The sequence below is a fragment of the Mesorhizobium sp. WSM1386 genome (assembly GCF_055901595.1).
On the sequence record NZ_CM148373.1, the window covers coordinates 5,985,253 to 6,011,982 of the forward strand.

The window sequence follows — 26,730 nt, forward strand, 5'->3', positions numbered from 1 at the left end:
GACATTTGGCAGTTTCGCCTCCGGGCATACCCCTTGCGAGCAGCGGTATGCCTGGGTGTTTTGACGTAGCCCATCCATACACCAAAATATCCACCAGGCGCTCCTTGCTTTCGCCCCTACGTGATTGTTTCATCGGGGAAATCCGCATGAATGGCGCTGCCGTTCATTTGAAAGAATTGGCACTTGTGCGCATGAGCGCTCCCAGCGATCGGCATCCACGTATGACTCCTGACTGCTACCCTGAGCTCGACTCTATCGAATTTTCTGACGCGGGCGGGAACGATCGTCATGGCGTGGGCGCGAGCTGGAATTCTCATGCTGTCTCGGTTCGGCCGGAACATCGATTAATCGGCGTCAGTCAGCTTCTTGTGGAGCCGGCACCGCCCCCTCCAAACGTCTTGGGTGAAATCGAGCTGAGACCCGAGACCATAATGCCGGTTCTCGAGAATGATGGTTTAGAGATCCTGGCATTCATGCTCGATGTGGAGCCGAACGTCGTCCGCGAGATAGGTGTTTGCCTCAACGAAGAGGAACGGCGGCGCGCCGAGGGGTTGAGACTGGAGCGGGACCGCCGGCGCTTTGTCGCTACACGTGGGCGACTGCGTCAGGTCCTCGCTTCCAAACTGGGAATCTCGCCATCCGAGGTCGAACTAGAATATGGGCACCGAGGCAAACCACACCTCTCGCACCGCATGGGTGCTCGCGATCTGTGCTTCAGCGTCTCACGATCCGGAGATGTCGCGGTCGTCGCCCTCTCGACCAGGCAGGAGGTCGGGGTGGACATCGAGGCAGTTCGCCCTGTGCCCGAAGCGGACGAGATCGCAGCGCTCTGCTTTTCCGCCTCCGAGTATGGGTCCTACACCGCCCTTGGTCCCGAAGACCGGCTGGAGGGCTTCCTCCGGCGCTGGACCCGGCTGGAGGCTATCTCCAAGGCCCTGGGGTGCGGCTTAGGACAGCCCTCTTCCTGGGATGAAGGGGATTGGGCTGTCCGTAGATTCGTACCGAAACCTGGATACATCGGGACGGTGGTAGTCCGGAATTGGTAGTCCGGAATTGAAGTGCCCGCGATGCCATCATTCGCTTACGATGCACTGTGGATAAACGAGGGCACGCAAGTTCATTGACGGGGCAGCGCTCCACAACGGGCAGCGCTCCACAACGGGCGTACGAAGAACGAGGCCGCAGTTTCATCGGTGAACCGTCGTGGTGAGGGAGTTGGGATGCGGGTCGTGAATCATGAAGGAAGTGGTTCGGGAAGCCCTGTGTCGGCAAACGTGATGCACATCCCGGAGCTTCTCGCAAACCTCGCGGTCAAGGACATAAAGGTCTGGGTAGAGGGCGATCGGCTGCGGTGCAACGCCCCAGCTGGCACACTGACGGCGGAGTCTTCCGACCAGTTGCGGAACCGGAAGGGCGAAATCATCGCCTTTCTGAACATGGCCACGGCGGCGGCTCGGCAACAGCCTGCAATCATTCCCCTGCAGTCTCGTGGAACACGCACGCCCATTTATGCCGTACCCGGGCATATCGGCGCCCCCTTCTCATTCTCGGACCTGTCGAAGCACCTGGGCGGCGATCAACCGTTTTACGCACTCCAGCCGCCTGGCTTCGATGGGCAGAGCGAGCCGATGGACCGCGTCGAAGATATCGCCAAGTACTTCGCCCGCCAGATCGTCGAATATCAGCCCACTGGTCCATACATCATCGCCGGTTACTGCTCCGGTGCTGCAACCGCTTTCGAGCTGGCCAAAATCCTGTGTGGACGCGGAGCGGAGATCCCATGCGTAGCGCTGTTTGGCCCTCTTCACCCCACCACCTTTAGCAAATTGCCGCGTCTGCTGTATTTCAATGCTAGCCGTAGCGCCGAGTCACTCCTGCGAGAGATGGCGAAAATGCCGACATTCGGTGCCCGTCTCCGACATTTCGGCAGTCGCCTGCGGAATCTCGGCGAGCGCGCCATCGTGACCCCCATTCGCAGAAGCAAAGAGCCTGTCACGTCAGATCCGGTGCTGGCGAGCAGAGCTCGGCTCAAATCCGCGGCGATCACGGCTTTGCGGCGGTACATTCCCACTCCGTATTCGGGTCAAGTATGCATATTCCTTCCGAACAAGGCCTGGATGCGATCGGGTGCAGCACCGCACCGCTGGCTTCGAGTGGTCCCCCATGCCGAATTCTATTTCGGGCCCGAGGACTGCAACGATACCCTTATGCTGGAGGAACCGGACGCACCTGCCATCGCAGAACTTTATCGCCAAGCAACCCAAAAAGCTGAACGATCTGCTATCGGGAGCGCATCTCATGAATGAAGTCCTACCTATCACGGCGGAGGGCGGAGCGCTTTCCCTGCTGAAAGATGCCGATCATCAGGCGCTGGTCGTCGAGTACAACGCCACGGCAGCGCCCTACCCGTCGGACAGGACGATCATCGATCTCTTCCTCGACCAGGCGATGCGTAATCCTGATGCCGAAGCGATCCGCTTCGGCGACGCAACGCTGACGTACCAGCAGCTCAACGAACGCTCCAACCAAATGGCTACGCATCTGAGCTCGACCGGCGTGGGGCGGGGCCGGATTGCCGTTGTGTTCATGGAGCACTCCATTGAAGTCGTCGTCGCGATCTTAGGCGTCCTGAAGTCGGGCGCGGCCTATGTGCCGGTGGATGCGGCAACACCGAAGGGGCGTCTCGCAACAATCCTGAAGGACATTGCCAACGGGACCGACGGGCGGGCGCCGGTGGCGATCACTCAGACGCGCTTGCGGTCCGTCATTTCCCCGGACCTTGCCGACATTTTCGTGCTCGACGCCGATTTCGGGTCGATCTCGGCTCAGCCGGTCTCGGCCCGACCGTCGGCTGCCACTCCGCACGGCGCCGCCTACATCATCTTCACCTCCGGCTCGACCGGCACGCCCAAGGGCGTTGTGATCGAGCACCGGAACCTGGTGAATTACATCTGGTGGGCCGCTCGGGTGTACAGCTCCGGCGAACGTCTCGCATGGCCCCTTTTCTCATCCCTCGCCTTCGACCTGACCGTGACGACGCTCTTCACGCCACTCATCACCGGTGGCCGCATCGTGGTCTATCTTGGTGATCCCGGAATCCAGAGCATGGTCGTTCTCAAGGTCATCGACGACAATGCCGTCGATATTATGAAGCTGACGCCGGCGCATCTCGCGATGATCCGCGACCGCAATCTTGGGACCACAAGGCTGCGCAAGTTCATCGTGGGTGGCGAGGACTTCAAGACCGAATTGGCTCGCGATATCACGAAAGCCATCCCCCATCCTGTCGAGATCTACAACGAGTACGGACCAACCGAGGCCACGGTGGGCTGCATGATACACCGTTTCGACATCGACCGGGACCAAAGCTCATCGGTGCCGATCGGCGTTCCGGCCGCCAATGCGGGCATCTACGTCCTCAGCAAGGCACATCAGCCCACCTCCCCCGGCATTGTCGGTGAGATGTTCATTGCCGGCGACGGCTTGGCGAGGGGCTATTTCAATCGCCCTGACCTCACTGACGAACGTTTCCTTACGGCCGCCGATCCCCGAGATCGGTTTTCGCAGCTGCGGCTGTACAAGACCGGCGATCTCGCCCGCTGGAATGCGGAAGGGCGCCTGGACTTTCTCGGCCGCGCCGATCATCAGGTGAAGGTTGGTGGCGCGCGTGTCGAACTGGGCGAGATCGAAGCGCGGCTTCTGAAGCACCCGCACGTTCAGGAATGCGCTGTCGCTGCCATCGCCACCTCGGTGGTGAAATCGGCGACACAACTCGGCCATGTCGAACCGCCGGCGGTCGAAGACGGCATCGCACGACTTGTGGCCTACTATGTCTCGTCGAAACCTGTGACCGTTGCGGACCTGCGCGCCCACCTTGCCGAAGAACTCATGGAGTCCATGATTCCGACACACTATGTTCGCCTCGAACGGATGCCGCTCACGTCCAACGGGAAGATCGACCGCACCTCGCTTCCCGAACCGACGGCGGAAAACATCCAGCCTGCACAAGACTTCGCCGCTCCCTCGACGGAGACCGAAAAGATGGTGGCCGCGCTGTGGTGCGATCTCCTCCAGGTCGAGTCGATCGGCCGGGACGACAACTTCTTTGGCCTGGGCGGGCAGTCGCTGTTGGTGATGCGGGCGGTGTCAAAAATGCGAAAGACCTTCGGCGTCGACGTGCAGCTTCGCAATCTCTTCGAGCGCCCGACAGTGGCCGGACTGGCGGAAGTGATAGACGCAATGCGCTGGGTGGCCGATTCCAGAGCCCCTTCACTCGAGGGACCGAGAGAGGAAATCGAACTCTAGCTTTCGAACGGCCCTCCGAATGGCCTTGGGGCGGATGAAGATGATGGACAACGCTTGGGTACCGTCGCGAGGATCGGGGCTGCCGTGGACAACGGGGGAGTATGAACTCCTGCGGGACCAGGTCCGCCGGTTCGTCGAGGAGGAGATCAAGCCCTGTGCGGATCGCTGGGAAGAGGACGGGTTCGTTCCCCGTCCGGTCCTGCGCCGCATGGGCGAACTCGGCTTCTTCGGCATCCGCTACCCGGCCGAGTATGGTGGTGCCGAGATGGATGCGGTTGCATCGACGGTCTTCGCCGAGGAGCTCGGGCGCTCGACCTATGGCGGCGCCGCCGATGCGATGCTGGTCCATAGCGACATGGCTTCCATGTATGTCTTTCACGACGGGACCAAAGCCCAGCGGGCCCGCTGGATGCCGGGCATCGTCAGCGGCGAGGTGATCACCGCGGTCGCCATCACGGAGCCGGATGCCGGATCGGACGTGAAGGCCATCCATATGCGCGCGACCCGAGAGGGCGACTCTTACGTGCTCAACGGCACAAAGCTCTACATCACGAATGGCGTCCACGCAGATCTCTACTGCGTCGCCGCCAAGACCGATCCCTCGGCAGGAAGCAACGGAATCACGATGTTCCTGGTCGAGAAGGGCACGCCGGGCTTCAGCGTCGCCCGCGAGTTGGACAAGCACGGCTGGCGCTCCTCCGATACCGCGGAGCTCGTCTTCGACGGTTGCCGTATCCCCGCCGAGAGCGTGCTCGGCGCGGAGGGACAGGGCTTTTACTCCATCATGCGCAACTTCCAGAACGAGCGCCTTGTCCTCGCGGCCATGGCGATAGGGACGGCCGAGGCGGCGATCGATATGACCCTCGCCTGGGTGAAAGCTCGCCGCGCATTCGGGGGCGCCCTTTGGGACTTGCAAGCGATCCGTCAACGTCTCGCGATGCTTTCAGCGAAGGTGGAGGCAAGCCGCCAGTTTCTCTATGCCACCGCTTGGCGCATGGCGGCGGACCAAGATTGCATGCGCGAGATCTCGATGTTGAAGGCCATTTGCGGCGAACTGGTCAATGAGGTTGTCTATGCGTGCGTGCAGTACCACGGCGCCATGGGCGTCATGCGCGAGAGTCCGATCGAGCGGATAACGCGTGACGCCCGCATCCTGTCCATCGCCGGCGGCGCAACGGAGGTGATGCTGGAGGTGGTCGCGTCGATGTCGTGAGCCCAATGCCGCCGCCACATACGGGGGCTGTCGGTTGCGACTGGGTTGGACATACGCTTGAGCGGCTCCTGCAGCACTGCAGCAATGTGCTCATTGGCCGAGTTCCAAGGCTTATCCGGAAGGAGTGCCCATGAAGGGTAGTTGTGCCGCTGGCGGTGAAGGATCACGATAAAGGCAGAGCCTTGCTAGTCGACGGTGCTCCACCAGTTCGGGATGGGATGCCCAGCATTGAAAGTGAAAGTCACCTGCCATGGCCATGGGTATAGAAAACGATTCCGAGCCCGGGGCAGATCGAATGAGGGTCGTGAAGCTGAAGCCTGACTATGTCGCGATCCAGCGGCGCTGCAAGGACACACGGCCGCCCGACCACCTGATCGCGCACTACGAACTCGAACGCGGACTCGCGGATCGGCTACGGGGCGCCTCCCGCGACGAGCGTTCCCGAGTCTATTCCGAGGTATATTCGGAACTGTTCAACAGCCTGCCGGACCATCCGCAAAAAGCCGCCGTCGGCTCGCGCCCAGACCGGATCGCGAAACAGGTCAGGGCCCTCTCGCCTCTGATGGGGCGCGGCGACGTGTACCTCGAGATCGGCTGCGGTGACGCCTCGCTGCCCTTCGCGCTGTCCGGGATCACCCGTGAGGTGCTGGGCCTCGATGTTACGGAGGCCCTGGTGGATTTCGCCGCCGCTCCGGCCAATTTCCGCTTCCTGAAGACGGAAGGGGTCGAGATCCCGCTCGCGGACAACTCCGTCGATCTGGCGCATTCGGACCAGCTCATGGAGCATCTGCACGTGGAGGACGCCGAGGCCCAGCTCCGGGAAATCCACCGGGTGCTTAGGCCCGGCGCGCACTATGTGTGCACGACCCCGAGCGCGATCACGGGGCCGCACGATATCTCGATTTATTTCGACGAGGTGGCGACGGGCATGCACATGCGGGAATACGACTATTGCTCACTGCGCTCCCTGATGCTCCAAGCGGGCTTTCGCCTGATCGAGTTCCCGCTGGTGTTCGGCGGATATTGGCTCGCTACGCCGCCCTACTGGCTCCTGCGCGGTATCGAAGTGGCTCTGCAACAGCTTCCGGCTCGGTTGCGGCGCAATCAATTGGCCGGCGTCCTGATGGGCATCACGGCAGTCGCCACCAAATAACAGCGCCGGACTTCAGACGCGCGGGGGCCCACCTGGCCTCGAGAGCGTCGGCGACCACGGGACGCGGAATCGGACAGCGCGCCAATCAGCACGCCGATGCCCAGGATCTCGAACTTGCCGAAGATCGACAGATCGAAGGCGAAGGGGTCAATCGGCGTCACTAGAACAAGTGTTGGACAACAGGAATCGGGTCGCTTCGGGAACATCGCCACCACGGCTAGAGCATTTCACCGTTTCACGGAAACGGCGAACCGCTCTATCTCTTTGTTTTTACGCAATTCCGAACGGAAAACCATGTCACACTTTTCCTGGAATTGCTCTAGGGACCAGAACACCCCCAGCGCCCCCTGTCCGATGGGAAAGCGCTTCTGGCACACGGCCCGCCGAAGTGGTCGACCCAGTCCGATCACGATGGCCCGAAGGCCGTCCAATTGCGGTCGATAACCCTGTGCCACGATCGATGTCTCTTCACGTCTGGAGCCGCGACGCGGTCGGTTGTTCCCGCACAGGGCCGGCTGCAGAATCGAGGTTCGTCGCGAGGGCCAACATCAGGGCCGCACACGCACCCTCGATGCTGACGGCGAGCGTCCAGCTCAGGACCAGGCCTTGAAGTCCACCAAGTTTCGCTCCCGCGATCACCAGGCACAGCTCCAGCAATCCGCCAAGCGCGAACCAGCGAGATGCCTTGCGCATCCTGTCGCCCAACCGCGCCAGCGTGCAGGCATGAAATTTAAGCGTTGATCCCAACAGGCTGAAGCCGAGGAAGCGCAGGCTCGAACCGGCGATCTCAGGATAGGCTGGATTGAAGACTGCAAGGACCGTCTGCGAATAGGTGAAGATGAATACGGCGCAGACCAGCGAGAAGAGCAACGACGCCATCACCGATAAAAGGATGTCGTGTCTGGATTGTTTCGGGCTCGCCCTCACAACGGGGAACAGGGCCGTGGCCAAGGCCGCGGGAATCAACGAGGCCATGGAGACCAACATCCACAACGATACGAAGGCGGCATTGATGGCCGGCGACAGGAGAACCAGCACCAGGTAGGGCATGATGACGGCCGGGGCCTGCACGGCCACGTCGAGCGCATAGTGGTCGAAGACCTTCTTGCGGAGCGTTTGGAGCAGCTGTAGGTCGGGAGGCCCAACGAGATGACGCGCACCGCCCCGCGTCAACAGGTCCACGCCGACGAGAGACGCCAGCAGGCCGGCCGCCCAGCTCAGAAGAATCGCGGCATTGGAGGTGTAGCCGCCAATCGCGGCGGCAGCGATCAGCATCAGCTTCAACGTGCCGAACAGCACTAGCCGGATCATCCTGCCGGAGCTGCGAAGGTTGCCCAGGAATGCCTGGTCGGCCACGACGGCAAGAACGGTCAAACCGCAGCCGAGGACGAACGCAATACCCTCGAACCAGCCGCCGATCAGCGCGGTCGAGCTGTAGAAGTACGCATGCCCGAGGACGAACAGCAAGGCCAGGCCGACCGCCAGCGCCACCCCGACGCACGCTGCCGCGGCCACGAGACCGCGCTCCTTGCCAGGATTGCGGACGATCTCGCCCACCAGCATGGTCCCGATCCCCGCCTCCCCCAGCATGCCGATAAGCCCCATCACGGACAGGAGGGCAGCGATGTTGCCGATCACCTCCGGCGGAAACAGCCGCGCCGCGAGCCACCAATAAACAAACCCGAGAGCGGCCGCCGCAGCCGTTCCGATTGCCAGCGCGCCGGAATTCATCACCAGCGCGGCGTTCTTTCGAAGCTTTCGGCGCACGCGAATAATGGCCGTCCCGGCGCGGTCTACCGACATGATTGCTGTCCCGAACCTTGCACCGGCAACGCGGACCTGCCGGCGGCTGGGCGCAGGACCTCCCGGTAAACCTGCTCGATCCGGGCCACGACCGCCCCGGCCTTGAGGCGCTCGACCCTAGCCAGGCTCGTCGCCTCCAGGCGGGCTCGCAAGGCGCGGTCGTCAAGAAGTGTCTGCATTGCGTTGGCGAGGGCGGGCGCGTTGCCGCTCGGCACGAGAAGGCCTGTTTCGCCATGATCGACGAGATCGGGCATGCCGCCGATGTCGGTTGCAACGACTGTCTTGCCGGACGCCATCGCTTCCATGATCACTGTCGCGCAGGCTTCTGGCCCCACCGATGGCAGCACGCCGAACAGTGAGCGCCGCCATGCATGCATGATAGCGGAATGCGGCCACATGCTGAAGACTCTAACGTTCGGCGGAAATTCGGTTGGCGTATCGGCGACCCGGCGCCCGACCAGGACCAGCGGCGGCGCCCGCTCCAGGCGGGCATAGGCTTGCAGGAGAACGTCAATGCCCTTGAGGCGCATCATGTCGCCGACGAACAGGATGAAGCCATCCCCGGGCAGCTCCCGCAGGCAGGCATCTTCCGGACCAAGCACCCCGACATCGTCGGGCACGAAGTTTGGGATGACGTCGTAAGGGGCGCGGCCTTGGGTGAGTCCGGTGTGACGGGCCACCGCGTGGCTGACCGCGATGAAGCGGTCCACCACGCGGCGAGCGGCGAAGCTCGACGCCCAGTTGCCCAAGGTGGTCACGGCCGCCTTCACCGCCCCGTAATGCCCCGTGGCGCAAGGCAGGCACTTGGCCGGCGCCGGGCCACTGCAGAGATGGACGCCCAAGTGCATGAAGTTCTTCTTGGCGCAGACAAGGCCGTAGTCGTGGAGCGTAACCACGAGGCGTGCCCCGCCCACGCCTTTGATTGGCAGGAGGGACGCGTAAATCCAGTTGTGGGCGTGAACGATATCCGGCTCCTCCCGGGCAACCAGCCGCTTCAGGGCAAGGACAAGTTCGGGATCCGGGAAGGGTGGTGCATGGCGGCGCTCGGGATCTGTATGCAGGCCCGACAGACGCTGGAGCGTGCCGCGCAGTCGATGCACGCGGACCGCGCCGTCCAGCTCGGTTTCGGGGGAGCCGGGATGCATCAAGGTCCCGACGCTGACATGATGGCCTCGCTGCGCCAGCGCTGCGCCGAGATTGCGGACGTGCCGCTCCTCACCCCCGATTACCGGAGGATAGAACTGCGATAGCAGTAGGATGCGCATGATCGAGCCTCTTTTCAGATGCGCGGCACCAGCGTCGAAACACTGCGATAGAGCCGGTTATCCGCCGGTCGATAGAGCCGCGCCTCGGCCATCTGGCGAGTTGCCAAGGCGGGTACCGGGATTTCTCGCGTCCAGGTGTCGCCCGGCGCGACGGCGACCGATCGGAAAACGGCGAACGGCTGCCCATCAAGGGTGATTTCCACGTCGAATTGCTGAGGTTCGGCCTCGGCACTCCTGATCCCGACGGTGATCCGGCGGGACTCGCCACCGGCCGATGGCAACAGCCAAAACTCGGTGTATTTGAATTCCCGGTGGACCGCATCGTCCCGGACGGCCAGCGCATAGGCTCCGTTCGCAATAAGCACCGCCAGCATGAGCACGGCTCCCTGCCAAAGCCGGACCCGCGCTGGAGCCGGCCAGGCTGGCAGATCGGGAGTGTCGCGGCGGACGGCGGCCACCAGTGCCGCGGCGGCCGTCACGGCCCAGAACCACAGCGCCCAGCCGAGCGGCGCAAGGAAGCCTGCCGCGTTCAGGGCAAAGCCCCCGGCGATGCATGCGGCGAGGCTTGCTCCGACCGCGTAGACGAAGTGTTGCGCAAAGGAGGTGGTCTTGACGCCAATGGCCCGCAGCACCGTGTGGCCAGGGACGAGGAACACCATGGGCGCGCCCAGGGCAGTACGGAGGAGCACGCTGTCGCTGACCGCAACGGCCGCCACAGCGGCCCCCGCCCACAGGCAGCCGGCCAGAAGGTCCCGCTTGCTACGAATTTTCATGCAATCCCCTCACGTCGTAGATGACGATCCAGCCATTGTCGTAGATGCGGGTGACGCCCTTGACGTCATTGAACTTGAGCAGCGCCGCGCCCGAGAGCGGTCCCTTCTGCCGCTGCCACGGCTGAAAGTAAAAGCCGAGCACCGGCGGAGTCGTGGTCAGGCGCAGGTCCATCAGCAGGAAATCAATGTCGCTTCCTGCCAAGGCCCAAAACTCATCAGGTTCCAACGTCTCGGCCTCGAATATGCGCGCGGTATCGACGCCTTCTCTGATCTCGACCCTGACGTCCTGCCGACCGTAGCTCGCAAGCAGAAGGCGGTTGATGCGGTCGGTGGTGAAGCGATTGCCGGCACCGAGCCATTCCTTGGTCCAGCGTGCCGTTTCGATCCCCATCGGTTCGATCGACTCCTGATCTGCGGCCACCCTGTAGCGCCCGTGGATCGGATTGAGCGAAGAGCTCATGAGGCCGCCCAGGACGATGACTGACAGAGCAACGGCCGGAGCGACGCGGCGCAACCCGCGTGGCGCGCGCCCGTCCCAGAAGTGGACGACGCTCACAGCGACGACCAGCCCGACGCCGATGAAAACGAACGTTCCCATGCGGTTTCCGATTTCCCATCCGGCGCTGGTCAACCGGAAGGCCACCGAGACCGGAAACCCGAAGGCCAACAAGGTGAGGAGTATGATGCGGCTTTCGTGCCAGCGACGTTTGAGAATGTCCTGGATCGGACGCCAACCGGACCGCGCACCACCAGGCGCTGCCATGGCCAGCGACCGAAAGAATCCCGTTGCCAGTCCGAGTGCCACCAGCAGGAGCGCGAGCAAGGTGGTCAGCCGCATGTAGAGGGCCTTGTCCGGCACTCCGAGGTGCTCCAACCGTGGGGCGGGCCCCATCACCTTCCTGAGCAATGAGACGAAGCCGGACTCAATCACCGGGCCGAGGTAGGCTGCGAGAGGGATGCCACGGGCCTGCACCCACAGCGACGGGAGGGTTATGGCGAGGATCGCCGCGAGGCCCACCGCAGTGCTGGTCTTGATGCGCAAGGGATCGTGCCGGCGCCAAGCCTCCAGCGCCGCCAGCGATCCGAAATAGATGGCGGCGAAAGCGGCCGAGAGGTGATGTGTGACCGCGAGGCTTGCCAACAGCAACGCAATCAGCCCGAGCGACTTCAACCTCGCTCGCCCGACAAGATCCTTGGACGCTGCTTCGACAGCGAAGGTCAGCACGCACAGCACTATGCCGAGGCTCTCGTAGGCGAACATCGAGTCGAACAGGAAAAAGGTTGAGCAGCCCATATAGGCCAGACAGGCGATGGCCGAGATACGCGGCGATCCGGCGATGCTTTCAAGGAACAGAAACAGGGCACCGATGAACGTGCCCTTGAGGATGACCAGCAAGAGCGTCGCCGCCGCAAACAAAGGCAGTCCCGTAACATTGACGATCGCCGTCGCCACTATTTCCAGAGCCGGGTACGTTGGCCCGATCGGTAAGAGCGGGTTGGGTAGGAACAACCGGCGGGCGGCGATGAGATCCTGGGCCGCGATCCAGTGCAAGACCTCGTCGTAGCCGCCGAAGCTCGTCGGGGAATAGACGATCTTGCAATACAAGAAAGCGTCGGCAAGCAGGAACAGGAGGAAAAGGCGCTCAGCCCGGGCTGTTGTCGGCCAGGCGATGCGAAGGCTGGTTGGGACGATCAAGAGGACGACACCGGACCAAAAGAACAGCGGCGCCACGTCATACCCCCGGCGCCCGGCCGCGTGCCCTGCCACGACCAGGAGTAGAGCCGCTGCGGTCGCCAGGCACAGAACCGCGATCCATCCGGAGTTGGCCCGTTGCAGCGGGGGATCGACACTGCCGCCGCGAAGGTCAGGACCGATAACGGCCGACACGAACCGTATCCCGGCCCTGATCGGGTTTATCCTGGCGCCCGCAGTGAAATGAGCCGATACCATCCGCCTCATGCCCCCGTCTCGCGAGGCCACGACATCACCCCACCGGGGTGCAATCGGACCGCGGATCGGTTGCTCAGGACATCACGATAAACGTCGTTCAGCGCTTGCGCGCAGGCATCCCAGTCGGGCAGCGCCAGATCCGGAACCTCCCGATGGGCCTCCAGTTCCCCGGCCAGGGCGTCGGCCAGCTCCCCCGGACCGGCGCTGCACGAAATCGCCCGGCACAGGCCATTGGCGGCCAGCTCCCGCAGGCCCGACGTGTCGCTGACGAGGACCGGACGGCGCAGCGACAGGGCTTCCATCACGGCGACCGGATGGGCTTCGTACTCGCTGAACAGCACGAACAGCCCGGCACTCGCCAGCAAGTCTGCCATTTTCTGCCGCTCGGATCCGGGGATAGCTGCGATAGTGACCCGCTTCTCGAGGCCGAGCGCTGCGACGAGGCGCCGCAATTCTCTCTCGTACGGCCCTGTACCGACGATGTGCAGCCGCACGTCCGGTACCCGGCGGATCAGTTTGGGCAAGGCCGCGATCGCCCGATGATGGCCCTTGTAGCGCTCCAGCCTGCCGCTCGAGACGATCAGGTGTGGATCGACCTTGACGCCGGGGCTAGGAGCCGGCATCGCGGCGCCGTTCGGGATGACGACAAACCGCTCCCGCGGCACGCCCATCCTCGAGCTGAAGAAGTCGGCTTCGAATTCGGAGACGCCGATCAGCCGCGCGGCCCGGGCTACCAGCGGCCGGAGCAGCGTATGCTGGGTGCTGCGTACGGCGTTGCGCAGCCGGGAGGAATGCCCGCCGCTGTGGAAGGTCAGGACGAACGGCAGGTGCCCGCGGACGGCCGCAAGCAGCCCGATCGGCGCCACGAAACTGCTGTAACCCTGGAAGTGGACCAGATCCCAAGCGCCGCGCCGGATCGCGGTATAAATGCCAGGTGCCACATAGAGGTCCAGTTCCCTTGGCCAGGCCGGCACGCGCCGCACACGCATGCCGCGCACCTCCTCCTCAACCGGCAGTTCCCCCGAGGGATCGGTAGTGAGCACGTCGACTGCGTGGCCACGCGCGACCAAGCGGGGACCGACCTCCTGGATGTGGGTTTCAGTGCCGCCCATGAAGGGGTAGCAGCGAGCGGCAACCATCAGGATTCGCATCAGGATTACCCGCCGTCATCACAGGCTGTCGCGCCTCGCCTGTGCTGTTGGTGCACCCTTTCACGCAGGATGGTCTTGAGGACGCGCCAGCCGTCCGGGATGGCGCGCAGATGGCTCACTCCACTGATGCGCGGAGCCTCGAAACTCGCCACCTCGACGATGTTGAGGTGGTTCTTCAATGCCCGTACGTTGATGAGGGTCTCAATCTCGAAGCCATCGCAGTCGCAATTCAGCGTGCCGACGTGCTTGGTCCAGAAGGCGATGTATCCGTAGCACAAATCGGAGAACCAACCGCCATAGAGCAGCCGCACGAACAGGGTCAACCCCCTGTTGCCGAACATCCGGAACAGCGACATGTCGTCGGTACCGGCGCCCTGGATAAAGCGTGACCCCTTGACGAGATCCGCGCCGGCCATCAGCGCACTGACAAAGACAATCGCCTGCTCCGGGACCATGGAGCCGTCAGCGTCCAGCATCACGATGATGTCGCCCGTGGCGGCCCGGAATCCCGCTTGCAGTGCAGCGCCCTTGCCCAGCCGGGGTTCCATGACAACCTTCACGTCCGCGCGCAGGCGGCGCGCGACCGCGACCGTGTCGTCAGTCGAACGACCATCCACGACAATAATCTCATGCGCCCAGTCGGGGATGCGCGGTAGAAGCCAAGGGAGGTTCTCGGCTTCATTGAGTGTCGGGACGATAAAGCTCACTCGGGGCAGAGTCAGTGCTCGCTGCAGTGCAAAATCAATCGGGTCGGGCGGCAATACGGCACCGACATGGGCGAGATTGCTGGGGAGACGCTCATTCATGGCAGCGCTGTGACGTCGAGTAGTGGAACCCAACGGACGGGCTGAAAGTGCGCCAGGACTGCGGGTGTCGTGCCAGGTAATAGGCCCCGTACACGAATCGACATGCTAGGCCGAAGCTGTTCGCGGCAGTGCGAATGCAATGCAGGCCGGGACTGGAACGGATCTGAGCAACATACCGGTGATCATGTTGTCCTTCCATGACCGATGAGCTTCCCGAAAGTCCGGTGCTCCGCATGGCGCGCACGCAAATGCACTGCCGGCCACAAGTCGTGGGGACCATTTCCAATAACCGCCACATCCACGGGTGTACTCCAACCATTTGCGGACTCCGGACCAAAATGAAATGAAGATGAGATGCACGAAGATTGGTACGCTTGTCGCCGGCCCTTAAAGCGCTTGTGGCTGGCCCCTAAAGTTTTTGTTGTTGTGCGAGCTTTACCGGTGAAGAAATGAAATGAAAGGGAGATGGGTGGTTAGCAAAAGACAATAGAAGACTAACTCTTTTGGGGTATCCTTTCGGGTTGTTTTCAGCTCACACCGCCAGCGCAGAGGTACGGGCAGCGGCGGCGATCACCTTCAGCAGCTGTGTTGGCAGGCTCGAGCGCGTCCGGCTCTTTGCAGGCGGGGTACCTGTGCGGATAGCTAACCCGGTGAGACCGGCCAGGAGAGGGGCTGCCCAAACGACTCCGAGACCCCGCTCAGTCCCGAGACCGTCGCCTCAGGCTCCAGCAACCGATACGAGGTCGTGACCTCTCGCAAACCCCGCATATGCCCGAACAGGTCGATCACCTCCAGGCCGGACCGGCGGTTGTAGGTGTGACATCCCAACGCTCCTGACCAGATGCGACCGATCGGGGTCTGGGTAAACTCCAACTCGCTCAGCGAATCGATCTGGCAGAAGGTCACCGCGCCGCCATAGCCGCGCGCGCAGTCTTGGACCGGGCGTAGCGCGCGTCCGCCGTGTCGGATGACGGCGCCTGCGGGCCGACTGAGCCTGGCATCGAGCAGGACCGGGTTGGCTGCATGAGGCGTCCAAGACCCGGTCAGGCTCTCGGCGTGGTAGAGGCTCAAGGCATCCCAGGACGTGGACTTCCACAGCCTTGGGCTGACGAAAAACCAAAAGCCGCCCTCATGCCAGAGCGGCGTGGTATCGTAGCCCTCAATGCCTTCCATGAGGCAGGCTTCCCGTGTCCACCGGTAAGGGAACTCGACTGCCCTGTAGAGGCAGACATTCCTGGCCGCTCCCGATTCAGGGATCATCCAGATCTGACCATTCTGCTCGAACACGAACGGGTACGAGAGGTGATGCGGTTCCTCCACAACGATCCGGGATGCACCGGCTGTCCCGTCCCGGTTCACGGCCACGACCGCAATGCACCCCCGGTTCTTTGAGTAGAGATACTGCTCGACAAAGATGAAATCCTGCCCCTGATGCCGGAATGGGAACGGGTCGGCAAGGTAGCTGTCGGCATTCCCGGTGAGCATCCTGAAGGGTGCTTCGCCTTTGTCGAGCAGACTCGCCGATTCGTCGATGCGCCAGCCAACCCCCCACGTCCTGCCGCCCCTCGCCAGAACATCCAGACGCCCGATCGCCTTCGATGCAACCGTGCCGGTCACCCTTGCAAGGGCCGAAAGCGCGCCGCACGAAGGTAGCGCCGTCCGTGGACCGGGATTAGCGGACGCAGATGAACCGGTTTCCTCGCACAGGGCCTTGAGAATCAGCGGCACAGCGCAGGAAAGGGCGCTGTCGAGCCTCAATGCCAACACTTGTCGGTCTGCACTGGTCGGGCGCGCCGTCCACGGTCGCAACGGGCGCGCCGTGTCATGCAGGTCGACGAGAAGATCCTGATGATGCACCCAGGCCGCCACGACACCGATCTCGCCGGGTGCGCCATTGAAGATCGGGGTGAGCACGCGCCGCGCCGCCGGGAGCGATTCCGACCCGCTCAAATCGATCACCACATCCGCTTGGCCGGCCGGAGGCGGCGGCAGGCACCGCAGCGCCGCCTCTACGGGGTCGACGGCGCCCTTCCCGCTAAAACCATAGACCAGTCGTTCGAGTTCGAGCAGCAGACGGAAGATTGACGGCAGCGGGCGGCAGCCAGCCGCGAAAACGCAGGAGACCTCGTTGCCGGGCACTTCAGCGAGTGCCTCTGCCAGCCATAGATGCCAGCGCAGCAGCCGCGACGGATCGAGACTCAAGCAAATGCGCATTGTTGTTCTCACGTCGGATTTCAAGAAGACGGGAGCTTTGACGAGAACCACCCAGCCAAGCAGCACTATGCCCGATCGACGCCGGTCTGTGCGAGGCCAGAGGAGGTAATCCTTAGGGGCGATTGCACTCGGCGTCCGGCCAGAGCCACATGCAGGGATGATGATCGACTGGCATTGGGCGAAATACGGGGCGAAATACGGACTGCGCAATGCGTGGCTGTGTGCATTTGCTTTGGCGTTCATGTCTGTTGTGGCAATCGCGAGCACCGTGGATAAGCCATCGGCGATGTCTTTCATCAAGACTTCCGGTACAAATTTCACGTTGGACGGCAAGCCGTTCTTCGTGACCGGCGTAAACAACCATTATCTGACCTATGGTTCGCAGGTTGAGGTCACCCGCGTTCTCGATGACGCGGTGGCGATGGGCGCCAATGTGGTCCGCACCTTCCTTCAGCCGGTGATCGGGTCGATCGACGGAAGCGTCCCTACGATCTGGGATTGGCGGCTTGAAGGCGAAGCCAGCAATCTCGCGGTCAAGGGCACCTACCTGCTCTACTGGGATCCAAGTCAAAACAGGATGGCGATCAATGACGGCGCCAACGGCATGCAAAAGGTCGATTTCCTTATCGCCGAGGCCGGCAAACGACACCTCAGGCTCATTATCGCCTTCCTGGATTTCTGGGACTACACGGGTGGCGCCCAGCAGATGCGGGCTTGGTACGGCAGCCAGGACAAGTCCCGGTTTTTCTTCACCGACCCGCGCACGAAGCAGGACTACAGGACCTGGGTCCGCCACGTCGTGCAGCACGTCAACCTGCTCACCGGGCTCGCCTACCGGGATGACCCGACCATCATGGCCTGGGAGCTGATGAACGAAGGCAATGCGCAGCCGGAGGCATTGCTGTTGGCCTGGACTGGCGAAATGTCGGCTTACGTCAAGTCCCTCGATCCCAATCACCTTGTCGGCTCAGGGAATGCCAACATTCCCGTGAAGCTAGCCGATTTGACAATCCCGACTCTCGATTTCGGGACCTGGCACGGCTACCCGCTCTATTACAGCCTGACGGTCCAGCAATTCAACGACATGATCACCGAGTTCTGCCAGTTGGCGGCCGGCGCCAAAAAGCCGGTTCTTCTGGAGGAATTCGGCTATGCCCGCTCCAATCGGGACTCCGCCGAGGCTTACGCCATGTGGCTTGATACGCTTGCCCGTAGTCCCAGCTGCGCTGGTTGGATGGTGTGGCGGCTGGTATCGCTGCAGGACAGCGGACGCTATCCCGTCGATGAACACGACCAGTTCGATATCCGCAATGATGGAAGCGTGATCTGGAACATCCTCAAAGCCGCGACGGCCCGGGCGGCGCAGACCCGCTTGGCCTCAGGAACCGTCCGGGAAGCCCAATGACCGAAGCCTCCGTTGTGATCTGCGCGCACACTCTCGACCGCTGGGACGAGTTGAAGCGTGCGGTCGGGTCCTGCCGCACCCAAACACGTGCCCCGCGTGAAATCGTCGTGGTCGTGGACAACAACGAGGCCCTGCTAGAGCGCGCCGCTGGCGAGATTGCGGGCGTTACCGTCCTCGCCAATGCCAGGCAACCGGGCTTGTCGGGCGGGCGCATGACAGGAGCGGAATACATCACGGCCCCGGTGATTGCTTTCCTCGATGACGACGCCGTCGCCGACCCGCAGTGGCTGGAGGAGCTATTGGAGGCTTATCGGGATCCGGCGGTGTTGGGGGCCGGCGGTCCGGTTGAGCCGCTGTGGCAGGTGCCGCCGCCCTCGTGGTTTCCCGGCGAGTTCCACTGGGTCGTGGGCTGCACCTACGCCGGCATGCACGTGCGGGACGGGTGCATCCGCAACCCGATCGGGGCCAACATGTCGGTGCGCGCCGACGTGCTGGAGCGCGCCGGCGGCTTTGCGCCGGACCTCGGGCGCCGCAAGCTCGGATTCTCCGTCAGCGGCCGAGCAAGGATCGGCGGCAAAGCTGAGAGCTGCGAGGAGACGGAATTCTGCATCCGGGCCGCCAGCCTATACCTCGGGGGCTATTGGGCGTATCGGCCAGCGGCGCGAGTGCTCCACGCGGTGCCGGTCCAGCGCACCACGTGGAAATACTTCGTCCACCGCTGCCTCGTCGAGGGCACCGCCAAGGCAGTGTTGACGGGTCTCGCAGGGTCCAAAGACGGCCTTGGGGCCGAATGGCACTACGTCCGGGAGGTGCTGCCGCGCGCCGTTGCGAACGACCTGAGGGCGGCTATGCGCGGCAACGTCGGCGCCGCCCAGCGGGCCGGGGCGATCATGGCGGGCTTTGCCCTTACTGCGTTCGCCTACGCCACGACGCGCCTCGGCGGGGTCGCCGGCGCTTTGTCACAACATTTGCTGTCGCGGGTCCACGCGGCCCATCTGAGATAGCTCACAGGAGCCAAAACTTCCGCGTTCCGCAGCGAGGCTGACTACTAGAATGTTGTCGCCGATGAGGACAAGCGATGCCGCATTATCGGGTTTACGTTCTGGATGAAGATGGCCAATTCATGGGCGGGGTCAACCTTGCCTGCACGGACGACGATGCGGCGAATGAGCACGCCAGGCGGTTAGCAGACGGCCACGAGGTAGAGCTTTGGCGACTGGTTGCGCGGTTCAAATTTGACAATCCGCAGGGTCGTCCCGCGACGACGAAGCGCCGCCCTCACGCCCTTGGGCCACGTTTCAGCCATTTCAACAAGCCGCTTAAGCGATCGTATTTCCCCTGGATGGGACGTTGCGATTGAAAGCGGATGATGCGGATATCGCCGCCGTACCGCCGGCCACGTCGCTGAGCAATACGTGCAGAGGCTGGAGCGCGTCAACGCCGCAAGGCGACCTCGGCCAAGTGCATTGACGCGCAAATGGCACGGTCAAACGTCCGCGCCGGCAGCCCGATAGCCTCGACGGCTCGTCCGCCACGCAGCATCCGAAGACATCCGGGCCGTGCTTCTCGAGAACTTCATACCAACGACCCGCTCGAACCAACCTGCGCCCAACCAGCGCAACATTTCAAATGAGGGACACAGTTTTGGTAGGACGTCCGGAAGGCTGTCTCGGGACGGCTATTCGATCACTTTCCATATTAGAATGTGTTAATAATTTATATTAGGAATGTGTTGATAAGCGTTAACCAAGCCTCATTCTCGCCGTAAACCGTGGTAGGGTCCGGCTGGGTTTCGTACATCGTCCTCGAATGATCAATTCAGTAGGCGCAATACGGTGTGGGCGATTAAGTAACGAGCGGAAATGCCTGTGTTTTACTTAGGGGCGCGGGTGAAATGAAAAACAAAAAAGACGCAATAAACTAAGGAACTATCGTGCCTATACTAGACAGCAAGCTCGGCAGATCGTTCGCCGGGAGAGATGCGCTCAACCTAAATTCGGCCGCGGCTCGAACCGTCGAACATCTTGCGCGTTGCCAGCCACACCCCTTGTGGGTTCAAGGGCGAAGGCCCGAAGAGCCCGTCGACCACACTCGCCACCGATGGCGAGTTCAACGTTAGGTTCGCTCGACAACAACGCCTAGGGCGAAGACTTCCAACTTTCCACGACTTTGAAATCCGTTCGCTGTGCTAGCTGCGAGCATGTGACATGTCGCGCGCCTTGGCGATGCGCGGCAGTGGAATCCCCTGTTTTCAACGCCAAAGAAGGATCACGGAATGGCTCTTTCCGCACCCGCAGGCTTTGCTTCTAGCGACCTCGTCTTCGAGGAAACCTTCTCCGGCACGGCGCTCGATAGCGATTGGCATACGTACATCACCAGCAATGCCGCCAACGGCTGGGCCTGGAACAGCTATGGATCAGGTGGAAGCGGCCCGGGCGGGGCGTATGATGCAGACTACGATATGCCGAGCCAAGTGTCCGTGAGCAACGGGCTGCTGGATCTCACGGCGATCAAACAGCCCGTCAGTGGTATGAACCAGGGAACTGCACAGACATTCCCGATCACGTCCGGCGCGGTCAGCAGCTATGGCAACTTCGAATTCAATGGCGGCTACCTTCAGATCAGCATGAAGGCGCCGAGTGGCGACGGCGCGTGGCCGGGCCTCTGGCTGATGCCCGGCAAAGGCGCCGGCACCAGCGGCGACAATTTCGAGATCGATATGCAGGAGGGTGGATACACCGGCTCGGGACCGGCAAACCAGGCGTTCTCCTACCACCTCCACACGCCGTCAGGGGAGTTCGGCGGCGTGGTCGACACCGGCATCGACCTCACGGCCGGCTTCCATACTTACGGCATCAACTGGGTGCCCGGTGAATCGATCACTTGGTATCTGGACGGGAAACAGATGGCGCAAGTGACCAGCGCGCAGGTGCCGATCCCGAATGAACCGATGGAATTGATTATGAGCAATCAGGTCGCGAATTCCAACGCGGCCGGATGGCATACGGCTCTCGATAGCTCGACCCCATCGTCGATGCAGATGCTGGTCGATGGGGTTCAGCTCTATCAGAGGGCGGGCAGCGGCGACACCGTCACGGGCGCCAACGTCACTCCCTCGACATCCTCATCGACCCAGACCCCGCCTGCGCCAACGATCCAGCCAGCGGTGACGCAGGTCACCGCTTCACCGGGAACGGGAATCGAGCATGCCGGCGATGCCATCACGATGACGGTCGCCTTCAACAAAGCCGTAACCGTCACGGGCACGCCAGCACTGTCGCTCAATGATGGCGGAACGGCCAGCTATGTCAGTGGGTCGGGCACCAACGCGCTCACCTTCCGCACCACGGTCGCTTCGACCGACAAGGATACCTCGGCACTCGCTGTCACCGGGGTCAATCTTCCGAGCGGCGCCAGCATCAAGGATGCATCCGGTGTTGCGGCGAACCTCTCGGGCGCGATGAAGACGTTCTCCGGCCTCCAGATCGATCCGGTCTTGCCGGCGGTAACGCAGGCCACAGCCTCGCCAGGAACCGGCACCGAGCACGTCGGAGACACGGTCACGCTGACACTCGGCTTCAACGAGGCCGTGGCGGTGTCGGGCACGCCGACACTATCGCTCAACAATGGCGCGACCGCCACCTATGTGGGCGGCTCCGGAACGAGCGCGCTCAACTTCCGCACAACGGTCGCGTCGACGGACACCGATATCTCGGCGCTCGGCATCGCCGGCGTCAATCTGCCGAACGGTGCGAGCATCAAGGACGCAAGCGGTGTCGCTGCGAATCTTGCGGGCGCGGTGAAGACCTTCTCCGGTCTCCAGGTCGCGACGTCATCGACAGCCCCAACCATCCCAACTGCCCCAACTGCCCCAACTAACCCGATTACCCCTACTACCCCGTCATCGATCGCGCCGGTACTCACCATCGCGGATTCCACGCTCAAGGTGAACGGGGGAGGCGGTACGGTCGACCTGGGGGTCGAGGTGACAACGACCGACCCCAACGATGTCGTGACCGTGAACATAACGGGCTTGCCGAGGTACGAGACGATCACCGACAAACTCGATGGCAAGACGTTCAGGGGCGGCAACATCACCTTGACAGCCGCGCAGGTCGACAGCGGATTGACGCTGCAATCGAACTACGGGGGCTGGGACCAGCCGGTGGCGACACTCAAGTTGACGGCAACAGCGAAGGACCCGGCCACCGGCGCCGTCGCGACAGCCTCGCCGCAGACCATGACCATAACGGATCCTCGGCCTGCGGCCACCACGGCGGATCATCGGCATGCGACCGGCACGGCCACAGCGTCCCTGGCAAGCCACAGTTTTGCGCTGCTGAACCAGTACCTGGCCGGTCACTCCGGGCGGGCCGATCACGGTCAGATCGTGGCGTCCTTGTCGAATGGAGCCAACTGGAATCAGGACTTGTACCTGACCAGACCGCACCATTGATCGCCTCCAGGGCTTCAGCGCCTGGTGCGACACCCGTCGCGTTCGCGAAAGCTGAGAAGGAACATGGAACGCGGACGTGTATCCGCGGAGGGTTAAGCCAGAATGGCGATGCAAAACGAGAATGCCAACGCCGCAGACCTTGAAGTTCGAGCCCTGGCTCTGTTCCTGCGCCTTCATGGCGTAGACGCTAAGCCCGATCAGATCCGCGATCGCTGCGGTAGCGGCGATGCGATCGGCGTCCGTGCGATGATTCGCTGCGCCCGTGGGCTCGGGCTGAAGGTCGGCTCGCGCAAGACAAACTGGAAGCGACTTGGGAATGTCCGGCTCCCCGGCATCGCGTCGCTGCGGAATGGCGGGTTTCTGCTCCTTGGAAAGGTCAACGACAAGGCAGCGATTGTGCTTGATCCAACCTGGTCCCGTCCGAAGCAGATCGCGCGCGCTGAATTCGAAGCAATCTGGGATGGCCGTTTGATCTTGGTTGGACCGACTGTTGCAAATCGGATCGTTCATGCATTCGTCAAAATCGGTGCCCGCGGGCGTGACCTGGCGCAAGGTGCAGGCAATGCCTTGATGCGCGCTCGCGATACATTGATGCGTGCGCGGGTCGCCGATCGACGCGATCCGGCGCCTCAGGCGGCAAGCAACGATTCTGAGAATGGCGACTCAGGCCTACTTGCCCTGGCGATATTGCTACATTGCCATGGTATCGCGGCCGATCCGGGCCAAATTCGCCATCGGATGGGCGCGGCGCGCGCAGGTGTCACCGAAATCCTGCGCTGTGCAAAGGATTTCGGGCTCAAGGCTAAGGTACAGAGGACGAACTGGGATCGGCTCGCGGTTACTCCGCTGCCGGGGATAGCCGTGCTACGGGACGGTGGATTCCTGATCCTTGGCAAAATCCTCGACGACAAACTCATCGTTCAGCGCCCATCGTCACCGCAACCCTATGCATTGACGCAGGAGGAACTCGAGGCCATCTGGGACGGCGACATCATCCTGATGACACGGCGCGCGGCCCTGACGGATCTCTCTCGCCGATTCGATATCAGCTGGTTTCTCGGCGCGGTCCACAAGTATCGCTATCTTCTCGGCGAGGTGCTGATCGCATCGTTCTTCCTTCAGATATTTGCCGTCATCACACCGCTGTTCTTCCAGGTGGTCATCGACAAGGTGCTTGTGCATCGAAGCATGAGCACGCTCGACGTTCTGGTCACTGGTCTGGTCGCGCTGACCGTTTTCGAAGCTATTCTCGGCACGCTGCGTGTCTATCTGTTCGCGCATACGACGAACCGCATCGACGTCGAGCTCGGCGCCCGGCTGTTTCGTCACTTGATGGCGTTGCCGATCGCATATTTCCAGACACGCCGCGTCGGGGATTCAGTCGCACGCGTCCGCGAGCTCGAGAATATCCGCCAGTTCCTGACGAGCTCGGCGCTCACGCTTGTCATCGATCTCGTCTTCACCTTCGTTTTCCTTGCGGTGATGTTCTATTACTCGACGTTCTTGACTCTGATCGTTCTGGCGTCGTTCCCATTCTACATCTGCATTTCCGCGGGAGCTGCACCGCTGTTTCGCCGGCGCCTTGATGAGAAGTTCGATCGCGGCTCGGAGAACCAAGCTTTCCTGGTCGAGACGGTCACGGGCGTCGAGACGCTGAAGGCCATGGCGGTCGAGCCGCAGATGCAGCGCCGCTGGGAGGAGCAGCTCGCAGCCTATGTCACAGCAAGCTTCCGCGTGCTCAGCCTGAACAATACGGCGAGCCAAGCGGTGCAGATGATCAACAAGCTGGTCGTCGCCGCAACCCTCTATTTCGGTGCCAGGCTCGTGATCGGCGGCGAGCTGAGCGTCGGCGGGCTTGTCGCATTCAACATGCTGGCTGCGCGCGTCAGCACGCCGGTGCTTCGGCTTGCGCAGATCTGGCAGGATTTCCATCAAGCCCGCCTGTCGATCGACCGTCTCGGCGACATACTCAACACCATTCCCGAGCCAAGCTTCAATCCTGGCCGAGCCGCACTGCCGACGATCCGCGGGCGGGTGACGTTCGAGCATGCGACTTTCCGCTACCGCATCGATGGCCCCGAGGTACTGCACGACGTGTCGTTCAGCGTCGAGCCCGGTCAGGTCATCGGCATCGTGGGCTCCTCGGGCTCAGGCAAGAGCACCGTCGCCAAGCTGATACAGCGGCTCTATGTGCCGGAGAGTGGGCGGGTGCTGGTCGATGGCGTCGACCTGGCCATGGTCGATCTAACCTGGCTTCGACGCCAGATTGGCGTTGTCTTGCAGGATAACGTGCTCTTCAATCGCTCCATTCGCGAGAACATCGCCCTCGCCGATCCGGCTATGCCCATGGAGCGCGTCATTGCGGCGGCAACGCTCGCCGGCGCTCACGATTTCATCCTGGAGCTGCCTGAGGGCTATGACACCATCGTGGGCGAACGCGGCAGCAGTCTTTCCGGTGGGCAGCGCCAACGCGTCGCAATCGCTCGCGCACTCATTACCGATCCGCGCATCCTCATCCTCGATGAAGCGACCAGCGCTCTGGACTATGAAAGCGAGCGCGCCATTCAGCAGAACATGAAACGAATTTCTGCCGGCCGAACCGTCTTCGTCATCGCTCATCGGCTCTCGACCGTGCGCCACGCGAACCGGATCATAACGATCGAGCATGGCCGTATCGTCGAGGACGGTACCCATGATGACCTAATCCGCTCGAACGGGCGTTACGCAAACCTCCACTATCTACAAGCCGGCATCCATGAAGTCCGCTAATCGAAATGTCGTCGAGTTTCCCAGAGCCCAGCTTCGGCGCCGCGAGCACGAAATCGCGTTCCTGCCGGCGGCGCTCGAAATCACCGAAACGCCGCCGTCGCCGATCGGGCGCGCGATCGCGGCGAGTATCGTCGCGGTCTTCTGCTTCGCGCTGGTGTGGGCGTCGCTGGGCACCGTCGATGTCGTGGCAACCGCGACGGGCAAGATCGTGCCAGACGGGCGCACCAAGGTGCTCCAGCCGTTCGAAGCGGGCGTTGTGCGCGCTATCAACGTACGCGATGGGCAGAACGTGAAGGCTGGCGAGGTTCTGATCGAGCTTGATCCGACCATGACCGAAGCCGACCAGGAGCGCCAGCAAAGCGAACTCCTTTCAGCCGAACTCGACGTCGCGCGGCTGCGCGCGGCGCTCGCGGAGGACCCGCTTGCTGCTTTCCAGCCACCGCACAGGGCGAGCGCCGCGGAGATCGAGATGCATCGTCAGTTTCTGATCAGTCAGCTTGCCGAACAGGACGCCAAGCTCGCCGAGATCGATCGCCAGCGAAATCAGAAGGAAGCGGAACGATCGACCACCTTGGCAAGCGGAGCGAAGCTCCAGGCGACGATACCGGTTCTTGAGGAGCGAGTCGACATTCGCAAGAAGCTCCTCGACGAGGCACTTTCTTCGAAGGTCGTCTATCTCTCCGAGTATCAGGAGCTGGTCGGCCTTCAGCAGGATCTCAAACTTGAGCTGGGCCGCCTGCGCGAAGCCGATGCGGCCATCGCACTGCTAAAGGAAACGAGGGAAAGGACCGCTGCGGAGTATCGGCGCGCGACCTATGACGCACTCGCCAAAGCCCAGCAGAGGGCTGCGAGCGCTGAGCAGGAGGTGATCAAGGCGGAGCGGCTCACAAAGCTCCAACAATTGACCGCGCCGGTCGATGGCGTCGTGCAACAACTCGCCGTTCATACGGTGGGGGGCGTGGTGACGCCTGCTCAGGCACTGGCCGTGGTGGTTCCGAGTGGGAGTCATCTCGAGATCGAGGCCATGCTCTCCAACCGAGATATCGGTTTTGTCCATCCGGGACAGAAGACTGAAATCAAGGTCGATACATTCAATTTCACCCGCTACGGGCTACTTCATGGAGAAGTGCTCAGCGTGTCATCGGACGCCATAACCCGCAACAGGCAACAGAGCGCATCGAATGACCCCGCGTCGGGCGTATCGCAGAGCGAAAGTGAGCCGAGAGGTCAGGAACTGGAATATGCCGCACGGGTTTCACTTGACCGTACGGACATGCAGGTTGATGACAAACTCGTCAAGCTCAGTCCCGGCATGGCGGTGACGGTCGAGATCAAGACTGGTACGCGCAGTATCATCGGCTATTTTCTTTCGCCGCTGGCGAAATATAAGCAGGAAGCGCTCCGAGAGCGGTAAAAGCCGGCTTCCAGCCGACGAACCTTCGTCCTCCCGTTGTCAACTCGAGAGC

General features: G+C 62.3%; 18 protein-coding genes. 11 read left to right on the forward strand and 7 right to left on the reverse strand.

Annotated elements, in window-relative coordinates; all coding sequences use genetic code 11:
* Positions 1–146: 146 nt before the first annotated feature.
* The 5 genes from AC0NIH_RS29370 to AC0NIH_RS29390 all read left to right on the forward strand — a co-directional run bounded on the left by AC0NIH_RS29370 (position 147) and on the right by AC0NIH_RS29390 (position 6,671).
* Positions 147–1,046 (forward strand): 4'-phosphopantetheinyl transferase family protein, encoded by a 900-nt coding sequence (locus AC0NIH_RS29370; RefSeq protein ID WP_473469125.1) that lies wholly within the window; start codon positions 147–149, stop codon positions 1,044–1,046.
* 174 nt (positions 1,047–1,220) lie between these two features.
* Positions 1,221–2,306, forward strand: coding sequence for a TubC N-terminal docking domain-related protein (locus AC0NIH_RS29375; protein WP_473469123.1), 1,086 nt, complete (start codon positions 1,221–1,223; stop codon positions 2,304–2,306).
* Complete coding sequence (locus tag AC0NIH_RS29380) at positions 2,299–4,305, forward strand: non-ribosomal peptide synthetase (protein ID WP_473469121.1); 2,007 nt, start codon at positions 2,299–2,301, stop codon at positions 4,303–4,305. Before AC0NIH_RS29375 ends, AC0NIH_RS29380 begins: the two co-directional genes overlap by 8 nt.
* Before the next feature lie 34 nt (positions 4,306–4,339).
* Positions 4,340–5,518, forward strand: a complete 1,179-nt coding sequence (locus AC0NIH_RS29385) for an acyl-CoA dehydrogenase family protein (protein ID WP_084555611.1) — start codon at positions 4,340–4,342, stop codon at positions 5,516–5,518.
* A gap of 295 nt (positions 5,519–5,813) precedes the next feature.
* Complete coding sequence (locus tag AC0NIH_RS29390) at positions 5,814–6,671, forward strand: class I SAM-dependent methyltransferase (RefSeq protein ID WP_023776742.1); 858 nt, start codon at positions 5,814–5,816, stop codon at positions 6,669–6,671.
* Between the two features lie 468 nt (positions 6,672–7,139).
* Here AC0NIH_RS29390 and AC0NIH_RS29395 read toward each other — a convergent pair whose 3' ends face one another.
* From AC0NIH_RS29395 to AC0NIH_RS29425, 7 genes are all read right to left on the reverse strand, one after another.
* Positions 7,140–8,474 (reverse strand): lipopolysaccharide biosynthesis protein, encoded by a 1,335-nt coding sequence (locus AC0NIH_RS29395; RefSeq protein WP_473469118.1) that lies wholly within the window; start codon positions 8,472–8,474, stop codon positions 7,140–7,142.
* The gene (locus tag AC0NIH_RS29400; protein WP_224685832.1) at positions 8,465–9,739 is read right to left on the reverse strand and encodes a glycosyltransferase family 4 protein; all 1,275 of its coding nucleotides are present in this window, start codon (positions 9,737–9,739) and stop codon (positions 8,465–8,467) included. The genes AC0NIH_RS29395 and AC0NIH_RS29400 overlap by 10 nt, the downstream gene beginning before the upstream one ends.
* 14 nt (positions 9,740–9,753) lie before the next feature.
* Positions 9,754–10,512 carry a hypothetical protein gene (locus tag AC0NIH_RS29405; protein WP_473469115.1) on the reverse strand — a complete coding sequence of 253 codons (759 nt, stop codon included), beginning with the start codon at positions 10,510–10,512 and terminating at the stop codon, positions 9,754–9,756.
* The gene (locus AC0NIH_RS29410; RefSeq protein ID WP_473469112.1) at positions 10,499–12,400 is read right to left on the reverse strand and encodes a hypothetical protein; all 1,902 of its coding nucleotides are present in this window, start codon (positions 12,398–12,400) and stop codon (positions 10,499–10,501) included. Before AC0NIH_RS29410 ends, AC0NIH_RS29405 begins: the two co-directional genes overlap by 14 nt.
* Before the next feature lie 68 nt (positions 12,401–12,468).
* Positions 12,469–13,614 (reverse strand): glycosyltransferase family 4 protein, encoded by a 1,146-nt coding sequence (locus tag AC0NIH_RS29415; RefSeq protein ID WP_473469108.1) that lies wholly within the window; start codon positions 13,612–13,614, stop codon positions 12,469–12,471.
* Positions 13,615–13,619: 5 nt separating this feature from the next.
* Entirely contained in the window at positions 13,620–14,420 is an 801-nt protein-coding gene (locus AC0NIH_RS29420; protein WP_473469106.1) for a glycosyltransferase family 2 protein, read from the reverse strand.
* Between the two features lie 642 nt (positions 14,421–15,062).
* Positions 15,063–16,931: a glucosamine inositolphosphorylceramide transferase family protein gene (locus AC0NIH_RS29425; protein WP_473469104.1), complete on the reverse strand. Its 1,869-nt coding sequence runs from the start codon at positions 16,929–16,931 to the stop codon at positions 15,063–15,065.
* Here AC0NIH_RS29425 and AC0NIH_RS29430 point away from each other — a divergent pair.
* From AC0NIH_RS29430 to AC0NIH_RS29455, 6 genes are all read left to right on the forward strand, one after another.
* Positions 16,921–18,039: a glycoside hydrolase 5 family protein gene (locus AC0NIH_RS29430; protein WP_473469102.1), complete on the forward strand. Its 1,119-nt coding sequence runs from the start codon at positions 16,921–16,923 to the stop codon at positions 18,037–18,039. The genes AC0NIH_RS29425 and AC0NIH_RS29430 overlap by 11 nt on opposite strands.
* Complete coding sequence (locus tag AC0NIH_RS29435) at positions 18,036–19,043, forward strand: glycosyltransferase family 2 protein (protein ID WP_473469100.1); 1,008 nt, start codon at positions 18,036–18,038, stop codon at positions 19,041–19,043. Before AC0NIH_RS29430 ends, AC0NIH_RS29435 begins: the two co-directional genes overlap by 4 nt.
* Positions 19,044–19,117: 74 nt before the next feature.
* Positions 19,118–19,399, forward strand: a complete 282-nt coding sequence (locus AC0NIH_RS29440; protein ID WP_473469097.1) for a hypothetical protein — start codon at positions 19,118–19,120, stop codon at positions 19,397–19,399.
* A 915-nt stretch (positions 19,400–20,314) separates the two neighbouring features.
* Positions 20,315–22,495 carry a glycoside hydrolase family 16 protein gene (locus AC0NIH_RS29445; RefSeq protein ID WP_473469095.1) on the forward strand — a complete coding sequence of 727 codons (2,181 nt, stop codon included), beginning with the start codon at positions 20,315–20,317 and terminating at the stop codon, positions 22,493–22,495.
* A 102-nt stretch (positions 22,496–22,597) separates the two neighbouring features.
* Complete coding sequence (locus AC0NIH_RS29450) at positions 22,598–25,264, forward strand: type I secretion system permease/ATPase (RefSeq protein WP_473469093.1); 2,667 nt, start codon at positions 22,598–22,600, stop codon at positions 25,262–25,264.
* Positions 25,251–26,678 (forward strand): HlyD family type I secretion periplasmic adaptor subunit, encoded by a 1,428-nt coding sequence (locus tag AC0NIH_RS29455; protein ID WP_473469091.1) that lies wholly within the window; start codon positions 25,251–25,253, stop codon positions 26,676–26,678. Before AC0NIH_RS29450 ends, AC0NIH_RS29455 begins: the two co-directional genes overlap by 14 nt.
* Positions 26,679–26,730 lie beyond the last annotated feature (52 nt).

Bases quoted from the DNA above. Each gene is read 5' to 3' on its own strand.
- AC0NIH_RS29370 (WP_473469125.1), top strand. From the start codon at position 147: ATGAATGGCGCTGCCGTTCATTTGAAAGAATTGGCACTTGTGCGCATG.
- AC0NIH_RS29375 (WP_473469123.1), top strand. From the start codon at position 1,221: ATGCGGGTCGTGAATCATGAAGGAAGTGGTTCGGGAAGCCCTGTGTCG.
- AC0NIH_RS29380 (WP_473469121.1), top strand. From the start codon at position 2,299: ATGAATGAAGTCCTACCTATCACGGCGGAGGGCGGAGCGCTTTCCCTG.
- AC0NIH_RS29385 (WP_084555611.1), top strand. From the start codon at position 4,340: ATGAAGATGATGGACAACGCTTGGGTACCGTCGCGAGGATCGGGGCTG.
- AC0NIH_RS29390 (WP_023776742.1), top strand. From the start codon at position 5,814: ATGAGGGTCGTGAAGCTGAAGCCTGACTATGTCGCGATCCAGCGGCGC.
- AC0NIH_RS29395 (WP_473469118.1), bottom strand. From the start codon at position 8,474: ATGTCGGTAGACCGCGCCGGGACGGCCATTATTCGCGTGCGCCGAAAG.
- AC0NIH_RS29400 (WP_224685832.1), bottom strand. From the start codon at position 9,739: ATGCGCATCCTACTGCTATCGCAGTTCTATCCTCCGGTAATCGGGGGT.
- AC0NIH_RS29405 (WP_473469115.1), bottom strand. From the start codon at position 10,512: ATGAAAATTCGTAGCAAGCGGGACCTTCTGGCCGGCTGCCTGTGGGCG.
- AC0NIH_RS29415 (WP_473469108.1), bottom strand. From the start codon at position 13,614: ATGCGAATCCTGATGGTTGCCGCTCGCTGCTACCCCTTCATGGGCGGC.
- AC0NIH_RS29420 (WP_473469106.1), bottom strand. From the start codon at position 14,420: ATGAATGAGCGTCTCCCCAGCAATCTCGCCCATGTCGGTGCCGTATTG.
- AC0NIH_RS29430 (WP_473469102.1), top strand. From the start codon at position 16,921: ATGTCTTTCATCAAGACTTCCGGTACAAATTTCACGTTGGACGGCAAG.
- AC0NIH_RS29425 (WP_473469104.1), bottom strand. From the start codon at position 16,931: ATGAAAGACATCGCCGATGGCTTATCCACGGTGCTCGCGATTGCCACA.
- AC0NIH_RS29435 (WP_473469100.1), top strand. From the start codon at position 18,036: ATGACCGAAGCCTCCGTTGTGATCTGCGCGCACACTCTCGACCGCTGG.
- AC0NIH_RS29440 (WP_473469097.1), top strand. From the start codon at position 19,118: ATGCCGCATTATCGGGTTTACGTTCTGGATGAAGATGGCCAATTCATG.
- AC0NIH_RS29445 (WP_473469095.1), top strand. From the start codon at position 20,315: ATGGCTCTTTCCGCACCCGCAGGCTTTGCTTCTAGCGACCTCGTCTTC.
- AC0NIH_RS29450 (WP_473469093.1), top strand. From the start codon at position 22,598: ATGGCGATGCAAAACGAGAATGCCAACGCCGCAGACCTTGAAGTTCGA.
- AC0NIH_RS29455 (WP_473469091.1), top strand. From the start codon at position 25,251: ATGAAGTCCGCTAATCGAAATGTCGTCGAGTTTCCCAGAGCCCAGCTT.